The sequence below is a fragment of the Bacillus pacificus genome (assembly GCF_020861345.1).
Taxonomy (GTDB): domain Bacteria; phylum Bacillota; class Bacilli; order Bacillales; family Bacillaceae_G; genus Bacillus_A; species Bacillus_A pacificus.
Genome location: NZ_CP086328.1, coordinates 1,435,624 through 1,445,108, shown reverse-complemented (window position 1 = coordinate 1,445,108; position 9,485 = coordinate 1,435,624). Strand labels below are relative to the sequence as shown.

Annotated in this window: 10 protein-coding genes and 1 other annotated feature; all 10 genes read right to left on the bottom strand. The window is 37.3% G+C overall.

The features are described from left to right. Window positions 1-89: 89 nt before the first annotated feature. On the bottom strand, window positions 90-1,373 hold the full coding sequence (gene uraA, locus LMD38_RS07675) for a uracil permease (protein WP_061183957.1): 1,284 nt from the start codon (window positions 1,371-1,373) through the stop codon (window positions 90-92). A 146-nt stretch (window positions 1,374-1,519) separates the two neighbouring features. After that, window positions 1,520-2,062 (bottom strand): bifunctional pyrimidine operon transcriptional regulator/uracil phosphoribosyltransferase, encoded by a 543-nt coding sequence (pyrR, locus tag LMD38_RS07670; protein ID WP_001156487.1) that lies wholly within the window; start codon window positions 2,060-2,062, stop codon window positions 1,520-1,522. A 202-nt stretch (window positions 2,063-2,264) separates the two neighbouring features. Beyond that, entirely contained in the window at window positions 2,265-3,173 is a 909-nt protein-coding gene (locus LMD38_RS07665) for an RluA family pseudouridine synthase (RefSeq protein WP_000005838.1), read from the bottom strand. A gap of 4 nt (window positions 3,174-3,177) precedes the next feature. Continuing rightward, entirely contained in the window at window positions 3,178-3,636 is a 459-nt protein-coding gene (lspA, locus tag LMD38_RS07660) for a lipoprotein signal peptidase LspA (protein WP_000642177.1), read from the bottom strand. Window positions 3,637-3,760: 124 nt separating this feature from the next. Next, entirely contained in the window at window positions 3,761-4,090 is a 330-nt protein-coding gene (locus tag LMD38_RS07655; RefSeq protein WP_001004666.1) for a TraR/DksA C4-type zinc finger protein, read from the bottom strand. Window positions 4,091-4,245: 155 nt separating this feature from the next. Then, a complete protein-coding gene (ileS2, locus tag LMD38_RS07650) occupies window positions 4,246-7,011 on the bottom strand; it encodes an isoleucine--tRNA ligase (RefSeq protein ID WP_062821678.1) in 2,766 nt (921 codons plus the stop codon). Window positions 7,012-7,082: 71 nt separating this feature from the next. Beyond that, window positions 7,083-7,307, bottom strand: a binding site (T-box leader). A 51-nt stretch (window positions 7,308-7,358) separates the two neighbouring features. Next, window positions 7,359-7,865, bottom strand: a complete 507-nt coding sequence (gene divIVA / locus LMD38_RS07645; RefSeq protein WP_001131612.1) for a septum site-determining protein DivIVA — start codon at window positions 7,863-7,865, stop codon at window positions 7,359-7,361. 89 nt (window positions 7,866-7,954) lie between these two features. After that, on the bottom strand, window positions 7,955-8,722 hold the full coding sequence (locus LMD38_RS07640) for a YlmH family RNA-binding protein (protein WP_000029727.1): 768 nt from the start codon (window positions 8,720-8,722) through the stop codon (window positions 7,955-7,957). A 15-nt stretch (window positions 8,723-8,737) separates the two neighbouring features. Then, on the bottom strand, window positions 8,738-9,001 hold the full coding sequence (locus tag LMD38_RS07635; protein WP_000450921.1) for a YggT family protein: 264 nt from the start codon (window positions 8,999-9,001) through the stop codon (window positions 8,738-8,740). 6 nt (window positions 9,002-9,007) lie between these two features. Continuing rightward, window positions 9,008-9,478, bottom strand: coding sequence for a cell division protein SepF (locus LMD38_RS07630; RefSeq protein ID WP_000119138.1), 471 nt, complete (start codon window positions 9,476-9,478; stop codon window positions 9,008-9,010). Between the last annotated feature and the right edge of the window lie 7 nt (window positions 9,479-9,485).

Here is a 9,485-nt window from a genome sequence, read left to right as displayed (position 1 = left end):
TGCATAAAAATACCCTAATCTTGTGAGACTAGGGTGCAAGAAAGAAGCCACCCTTTTCGGTCTCACAGGACTGAATTAAAAGGTTATTATTATGAAGCAATCTGCTTAGATTGTTTTATTTGTTTCGTTTCCGGTAGTAGTAAATTTAGCAGTACACCTACAATTGCTGCTAGTGCCATTCCTTCTACTTGGAATGATTCTCCTACGTGAAGTACCGCTCCACCAATACCGATTACTAGTATTACTGATGCAATCATTAAGTTTCGTTTGTCACTTAAATCTGTTTTATCGTCTACCATCATACGTAATCCGCTTGATGCGATTACACCGAATAGTAAGATTGATACACCACCCATAACTGGTGTTGGTATCGAATGAATCAGTGCAGAAATCTTACCGACAAATCCGAACATGATTGCGAATACGGCTGAACCGATGAATAAGTATACACTGTACGCTCTTGTAATTGCTAGCACACCGATGTTTTCACCATACGTTGTATTCGGTGGTCCACCGATTAGTGATGCGATTAATGTTGCTACTCCATCACCGAAGATTGAACGGTGTAAACCAGGTTTTTCAATTAAATCTCTTTTAATAACATTTCCTAGTACAATTTGGTGTCCGATATGTTCTGAAATTGTTACTAGTGCAACTGGTACCATCAAGAGTACGATCTTCCATGAAAACTCTGGTGTGTATGTTACAAATGGTACTGTGAAATCTGGTACAACAAACCATTTTGCCTCAGCTACCGGCTTTAAGTCTACTAGCCCTTGGAAGTAAGCGAAAATATATCCGCCGATAATGCCAAGTAACACTGGTATGATACTGAAAAATCCTCTTCCGAATATTGAGCATATAATTGTAATTGCTAATGTTACTAATGCTACTGAAAAGTGTGTAAAGCTATATTTGCCATCCGCACCATTCATCGCCATGTTAACTGCTGTATGTGCTAAAGCTAGACCGATTACCATTACTACTGGACCAACTACGATTGGTGGTAATAATTTCATAATCCACTTTGATCCTGATTTCTTAATTCCGATTGAGATTAAGATATACACAAGCCCTGCTAGCAACCCACCAAGCATTGCTGCTCCCGGTCCACCTGCCGTTTTCGCTGTTATAATCGGTGCGATAAAGGCGAATGATGATCCTAGATAGGCAGGTACTTGACCTTTCGTTATAAGAAGAAACGCTAACGTTCCTAATCCACTTGATATTAATGCTACTGACGGATTCAATCCTGTTAAAAACGGAACAAGCACTGTTGATCCAAACATCGCGAACAAATGTTGTATACTTAAAAATAACCATTTTCCCGGTTTCGGTACTTCATTAACGTCTAACACTGGCTTTTGTTCCATTGTTACATCCTCCTTCAGTTTAAATCTTTGCAATAAAAAAACTCTTTGTGCCTGTGCACAAAGAGTCCTACACTTTCGTATGCCAAATTTGACATATGAAAGCCAAGACCCTTTGGCAGCCTCACAGGACTACATTTAAAAGGGCTTTACTTATCGTATATGCTTACTCGATCTTGTTGATCTGTCTCTTGCAAATCAACTTCGATACGCTCTTCACTTGATGTTGGAATGTTCTTTCCTACATAATCAGCGCGAATTGGTAGTTCACGATGACCTCTATCAACAAGAACCGCCAATTGGATTTGTGATGGTCTACCTAAATCCATCAGAGCATCCATTGCTGCTCGAACTGTTCTGCCTGTATATAATACATCATCTACAAGGATAACTTTTTTCTTCGTAATATCTACAGGGATATCAGAACCTTTTACAAGTGGTTCTTTATTTTTCGATTGTAGCGTTAAATCATCACGATATAACGTAATGTCTAGCTCTCCAACTTCTATTTCTTTTCCTTCAATTTGACCAATTCGTTCTGCCAAACGTTGTGCAATAAAAATTCCACGAGTTTTAATTCCGACAAGAACACAATTATCGACACCTTTATTTCGTTCCACGATTTCATGACTAATTCGTGTTAAAGCGCGGCGAATCATTTGGTCATCTAAAACGACAGCTTTCTCTTGCATGCTCTACACCTCCAAGCTTTTTTCTTGCGTGAGAGTAATGGTATAAAAAAAGTCCTCTCAGCGTGTGCGAGAGGACTTTTGAAAAAGGGTATAGCATACCCTATGCATTTCAAACCGTTACCTTCTCAACCTCACGGGGCTGTGTTAAAGGATCATTATTTAACTGTTGTCAGTATCTCAGTTTTCTTATGATTTGTCAATACTATTTTCGTAAAATATTTAATGCGTCTTCAAACACTTCTGGAATCGGTGCCTCAAACTGAATATATTCACCAGTGCGAGGATGATCAAATCCTAAAATACCTGCATGAAGTGCTTGTCCGTTCATATCTAACGTTTTCTTTGGTCCATACTTTGGATCTCCTGCAAGTGGATAGCCAATATATTTCATATGAACACGAATTTGATGTGTACGCCCTGTTTCTAAGCGACATTCTACAAGTGTGAAATCTTTGAATCGCTCTAACACTTGGAAATGCGTAACAGCATGCTTACCATTTTCATCAACCGTCATACTTTGACGTTCTTTCTTATCACGAGCAATCGGAGCATCAATCGTTCCCTTATCGTGCGGAATAACACCGTGTACAATCGCTTTGTAACGTCTCGTTACTGTTTTTGCTACAAGTTGATTTACAAGTGATTCGTGTGCCATATCATTTTTAGCAACCATTAATAGGCCTGACGTATCCTTATCAATACGATGCACGATACCTGGACGCATCACGCCATTAATGCCTGATAAGTCTGTACAATGGTGCATAAGACCGTTCACAAGTGTACCACTTGTATGACCTGGTGCTGGATGTACAACCATACCACGTGGCTTATTAACAACAAGTACATCTGCATCTTCATAATAAATTTCTAAGTTCATATCTTCTGGCTGAATATCTAACTCTTCTGGCTCAGGAATCGTCACTGTAATTTCATCATTTTCTCTAACTTTATAATTCCCTTTTACAGCTTTTCCATTAACTGTAACAACGTCATCTTTAATCCATTGTTGTACTTGTGTACGTGACCATTCATTATTTATTCCTGCAACGAATTTATCAATTCGCTCATTTTTTTGTTCTTCTGCAACTGTTACTTGTACTACTTCACTCATTCAATTACTCCTTCGTTTTCTTGCCTTCTAATAATGTTTGAATAATAATTAATACAACACCAATACATAATGCTGAATCAGCGATATTGAATACTGGATAGTTGTACGAGAAAATATACACGTGAATGAAATCCACTACTTCTTGTCTAAATACACGATCAATAAAATTACCAATTGCTCCGCCTAAAATTAGACCTAATGAAATTCCTAGAAGCTTGTCTGTTTTTGCATATTTTTTCATATAAAATACGATAAATGCTACAAAAACGACTGTAATAATGTAAAAAAACCACATTTTATTTTCTAAAATGCCCCAGGCAGCTCCTCTATTTCGATGTGATGTTATGTATAATACATTATCGATAATCGGAATGCTCGTACCCAATTCCATGTTCTTTACAATTAGCCATTTCGATATTTGATCGATGGCAATGACAAATAACGCTATTACATAATATATCATTTTCATTTCCCCCACAAAGACAGTGTACCTCAAAATTTTAGCATAGCTGCAACCTTTTCACAATGAACCTTTATAGAAGAATAAAATAAATAAAAAAAAGGTAATATAATATCGTTGTGCCCATTCATACATTTACTTTTTCATAGAAAAATTCATGAATGGTACGTGCAGTCGGCATCGTTTTCATTTGTTTTACCGACATTACTCTCCCTGTGTCTTCACAAATACCATACATATCTATTTCCATTTTAAATAATGCACGTTCTACATCTTTTAAATCCTCTTTTATATCATGTAATAATAGTTTTTTCTTTATCTCTTCCTTCATTTCATACCCAAGCTCTTCGCTAAACTCTGTATTATATTTGTACATAACCTCTTTAGCTAGCCTCTCTTGTAACTCTTTTCGCATCAATTGCAATTCTTCTTTGATTTCCATATACATTTCATTCACGTGTACATTCCTCCCAGTTGCAATGTACGATTAGTGTGTCCGAAATTTATATGCTTACCTCTCACACATTTTTCCTTCATAGGAAAGAGAGTGAAAGTTATTTCAATATACTGTTAACCAAAAAATGACTGCACTTTACGTGCAGTCACCCCTTATTATTTTACATAATTTTCTTTAACAACCGTTGCACAACGCTCACATAATGTTTCATGTTCAGCATCTTTACCAATTGTTTCTGAAACTACCCAACAGCGTTCACATGTTTCACCAGTTGCTTGAGCAACAACAACCGCTGTATGTTCATACTTCGGTGCATCTGCTGGCGCTTCTTCCATCATGCCACCAAGTTTGTACTCAGAAACGATGAATAATTGCTTTAAGTCTTCGTTAATAGACTCTAACATAGCTTTCATTTCTGCAGTTGGATATAGCGTAATGCTTGCATTTAATGACTTACCGATTACCTTTTCATTACGAGCCACTTCTAACGCTTTTAATACGTCATCACGCAATGTCATAAATGCATCCCATTTTGTTTTTAATGCTTCTGCACCATCTAATTGTACAGCTTCTGGCATATCAGTTAATTGTACACTTTCTTCTGTTACACCCGGAATGTATGGCCATACTTCATCAGCTGTATGCGGTAAGATTGGTGTTACAAGTTTCGTCAATGCAACAAGAACATCATATAATACAGTTTGAATTGCACGACGATCTTCATGGTTCGCACCTTCAATGTATAAAATGTCTTTTGCAAAGTCTAAGTAGAATGAACTTAAATCAATTGTACAGAAGTTATGAATTGCATGATATACAGCAGCGAAGTCGTATGTCTCATATGCTTCTTTTACTTTTGTAATTAAGTCATTTAATTTCACTAACATATAACGATCTACTTCACGAAGTTCAGCTACAGCTACTGTATTTTCACTTGGCTTAAAGTCGTCTAAGTTTCCTAATAAGAAACGGAATGTGTTACGGATTTTACGATACACTTCTGCTACTTGTTTTAAAATATCATCCGAAATACGTACATCAGATTGATAGTCAACAGAAGATACCCATAATCGTAAAATATCTCCGCCTAATTGATCCATAATTTTCTTCGGTACGACGATGTTTCCAATCGACTTACTCATTTTACGTCCTTCACCATCTAATACGAAACCATGGCTTAGTACGCCTTTATATGGCGCTTTTCCTGTTACAGCAACTGCTGTCGATAATGAAGAGTTAAACCAACCACGATATTGGTCAGATCCTTCTAAATATAAATCTGCTGGACGTTGTAAGTCATCGCGCTCTTCTAATACCGCTTGGTGAGAAGAACCTGAGTCGAACCATACATCCATGATGTCTGTTTCTTTACGGAATTCACCATTTGGGCTACCTGAATGTGTAAATCCTTCTGGTAATAGATCTTTCGCTTCACGCTCAAACCATACGTTAGAACCGTGTTCACGGAATAAATCAGCTACATGGTTAATTGTTTCATCCGTAATGATTGGATCACCATTCTCAGCATAGAATACAGGAATTGGCACACCCCATGCACGTTGACGAGAAATACACCAGTCACCACGGTCACGAACCATGTTATGAAGACGAGTTTCGCCCCATGCTGGTACCCATTTTGTTTCCGCAACAGCTTCTAATAATTCTTTACGGAATGCTTCAATAGATGCAAACCACTGTGCTGTCGCACGGAAAATAATAGGTTTTTTCGTTCTCCAATCATGTGGATATGAATGCGTAATGAATGTTAGTTTCAGTAATGCGCCTACTTCTTCTAATTTTTCTGTAATTGGCTTGTTAGCTTTATCATAGAATAAGCCTTCAAATCCAGGTGCTTCCTCTGTTAATACACCTTTATCATCAACTGGGCAAAGTACTTCTAAGCCATACTTTTTACCAACAATAAAGTCATCTTCCCCGTGTCCTGGTGCTGTATGAACACAACCTGTACCTGCATCTGTTGTTACGTGATCTCCTAGCATAACTAATGAATCACGATCGTAGAATGGATGCTTTGCAACTGTATACTCAAGCTCGCTACCTTTTACTGTTTTCACAACTTCAGCGTTTTCCCACTCTAACGTTTTTGCAACTGTCTCAAATAGTTCAGAAGCAATAATATATTTTTCATCATTTACTTTTACAATAGCGTATTCAAGTTCTGGGTGAACAGAAATACCTAAGTTTGCAGGCAACGTCCAAGGCGTTGTTGTCCAGATGATGTATTTCTCATCACCTTCTAATACGTTCTTTCCATCTTTTACAGGGAATGCTACGTAAATAGATGCAGATTTTTTATCTTGGTATTCAATTTCAGCTTCCGCTAAAGCTGATTCACTCGTTGGTGACCAATAAACTGGTTTTTGTCCTTTATAGATATAACCTTTTTTCGCCATATCACCAAACACTTTAATTTGTTGTGCTTCATAAGCTGGCTCTAAAGTAATGTATGGGTTATCCCAATCAGCACGTACACCTAAACGCTTAAATTGCTCACGCTGACGTTCTACTTGTTCATATGCATACTCTGCACATAACTTACGGAACTCAGCAACTGTCATTTCTTTACGCTTTACACCTTTATTTGTTAAAGCTTGTTCAATTGGTAAACCGTGTGTATCCCAACCTGGGACATATGGTGCACAGAAACCAGTCATTGATTTATAACGAACGATAAAGTCTTTTAATACTTTATTTAATGCATGTCCCATATGAATGTCACCATTCGCATATGGAGGTCCATCATGCAGTACAAATAAAGGACGACCTTTCGTATGTTCTTGTACCTTTTCATAAATATTCATTTCCGCCCACTTTTCTTGCATTGCAGGCTCACGTTTTGGTAAATTCCCACGCATCGGGAACTCTGTTTTTGGCATTAGTAATGTATTTTTGTACTCCATGCTCAATTCCTCCTTACATGTATAAAAGAAAGACCTAAAAAACGGAATAAAAAAGAGACTTTCTCATCCCAAAAAGGGACGAGAAAGTCTCCCGCGGTACCACCCTAGTAGATCCTATACGTATGTATACAATCCTCTTTATATTCTTAACGCGAATATACGCCTACGCTTACTCTATTTGTTCAGCGCGGAACTCCAGGGTGATATTCCCATTATCTCCTTATCCTGAGCTTACACCATCCTCAGTTCGCTATATAAGGTATGAAAAAGGTACTTATCCCTATCTTCGTTTTTCTTAATAAATATGTTGTTTAAAATTATATGTAATAATGAGAAAAACGTCAAGCTTACACTGTTTCTTCTTTTTTCAACAGCTCGTCTACTTCGTCTTCTAACTCAATTAGTTTATCCCAATCATCGTTGTTTAACATTTCAAGCTGTGTTTCTAATAACATACGGAAACGAGTGCGGAATACTTTCGCTTGTTTCTTTAGCTCTTCAATATCAAAAGCAACTTTTCTTGATTTTACTAAAGCTTCGTTAATAATACGGTCTGCATTCTTTTCAGCTTCACGTACAATTAATTTTGCTTCTTTTTGCGCATTACGTTTTACTTCTTCCGCTGCTTCTTGTGCAACAACGATAGATTTGTTTAACGTATCTTCAATATTAGAGAAATGATCTAACTTCCCTTCTAATTGCGCAACTTGTTCTTCTAAAGCTTTTTTCTCACGAATGACTAATTCATAATCTTTGATAATTTGATCAAGAAACTCATTTACTTGATCCTCATCATAGCCACGGAATCCGCGACCAAATTCTTTGTTATGAATATCTAATGGTGTTAACGGCACAACGCCACCTCCAAGTAGTTATCTAAATTTCCTCTTTCAATTATATCTTTTCTTCGACAAAATAGGAGGATTTCCTTCTAAAAAACCAATCATTTTAGTATACCATACAAAATTCTCCATTTGTCGCGCTTTGTTCTACCTTCTACAGAAAACAATTTACTGCGTCCATGTCCTCTCACTGAAAAAACATCTCCTGGATAACATTCATAAGAGGTTTGCTCCACTGTTTTCCAATTCACTTTTACTAAACCATTTTTTATGAAAGGTTGTACTTTTTGCCTAGATATATGTAACATTTCAGCTAACATAACATCTAAACGAAGTGAAGAAACTGTTCCGGATTTCTCCCCCCACGTTTCTTGTATCTGTAGAATTTTTTCCCCTTGCACTGGTGATAAGGAGACTTTCACTTTTCCTATAGATTGTAAGTTCATCTCAATATAAGATACAACTTCTTTCGCGACTACAATTTGGGCACGATCTTCTTGAAGCAAAATATCACCACATTTTTCTCTCGTTAAACCGAGAGACATAAATGTACCTAATATTTGCCTATGCTCTAGCGTATAAAACTTGGAAGGATAGTCAATTTCCAATACTTCTACTTGAAATTCCTCTTCATTTACTACTAGATAGTCCGGATAAATGAGTGCTCTTTTGCGCTCTGCTTGAGACGTTGCACCATCAAACTGTACAGCAACATCTCCTTGTCCTATTACCATCGTGACAATTTGTTGTTGTCTTGGATCAAGAAAGTCTGTTAACTTCACTTGATGGTACTCCGCTGCTCGCTTCCACTCTAACACTTTATCCACAAAGACCACTTCATCAGGTCTAAAATGCTCGTAGATGCTCATACATATAACCTCTTACTATAAGAAATAGCCGAATAAACTTACCAAGCCATTTGTCGCAAGTCTCAACGCAAAGATCGCAACGAGTGGCGAAATATCAATCATACCAAGCGGCGGAATAAATCTGCGAAATGGTTCTAAATATGGTTCACAAATACGCGCAAGAAACTCTCCGAAAGTTGATTCCTTTGCACCTGGGAACCATGATAGGAGAATGTAAATAATAAGTGCCCACGAGTAAATCTCGATAGCATAAACTAAAAGTCTTAAAACGGTTTCCATGGCGTATTACCACCTCTTTATATTTGTGTCTTCTTCTTCACCGAATAACTCTGAAATTGCACCAACTATATCTACATTTTCAGGCGTACACATAAATGTTTTCGGTCCTATTTTTTGAATGTCCCCGCCTATAGCGTATACAGTACCACTTAAAAAGTCAACGATACGTACAGCTTGATCCGTAGACATTCGTTGTAAATTAATTACAACAGCTCGTCTACCTTTTAAATGGTCCGCAATTCCTTGCGCTTCCGAATATGTGCGTGGTTCTAATAAAACAACTTTTGAGGATTGCTTCGCTGTTTCAATGCTCACAACATTTTGTTTCGTTTGCGCTTTTGGAAACGTAACATCTTGTTGTTCTGGCGGATCTTGCTGCTTCTTCATGTCTGTTTGCTCCTTTTCATAACTATATTGAGCTGCTTCTTTTTCTTCAGGTGTATCAAAAAAGAAGTATTTTACTTTTGACCAACTCATAATAAGA

Excerpts from the sequence above, each read along its gene's own strand:
- uraA (WP_061183957.1), bottom strand. The coding sequence starts at position 1,373 with ATGGAACAAAAGCCAGTGTTAGACGTTAATGAAGTACCGAAACCGGGA.
- pyrR (WP_001156487.1), bottom strand. The coding sequence starts at position 2,062 with ATGCAAGAGAAAGCTGTCGTTTTAGATGACCAAATGATTCGCCGCGCT.
- LMD38_RS07665 (WP_000005838.1), bottom strand. The coding sequence starts at position 3,173 with ATGAGTGAAGTAGTACAAGTAACAGTTGCAGAAGAACAAAAAAATGAG.
- lspA (WP_000642177.1), bottom strand. The coding sequence starts at position 3,636 with ATGATATATTATGTAATAGCGTTATTTGTCATTGCCATCGATCAAATA.
- ileS2 (WP_062821678.1), bottom strand. The coding sequence starts at position 7,011 with ATGGAGTACAAAAATACATTACTAATGCCAAAAACAGAGTTCCCGATG.
- LMD38_RS07640 (WP_000029727.1), bottom strand. The coding sequence starts at position 8,722 with ATGAGCATCTACGAGCATTTTAGACCTGATGAAGTGGTCTTTGTGGAT.
- LMD38_RS07635 (WP_000450921.1), bottom strand. The coding sequence starts at position 9,001 with ATGGAAACCGTTTTAAGACTTTTAGTTTATGCTATCGAGATTTACTCG.
- LMD38_RS07630 (WP_000119138.1), bottom strand. The coding sequence starts at position 9,478 with ATGAGTTGGTCAAAAGTAAAATACTTCTTTTTTGATACACCTGAAGAA.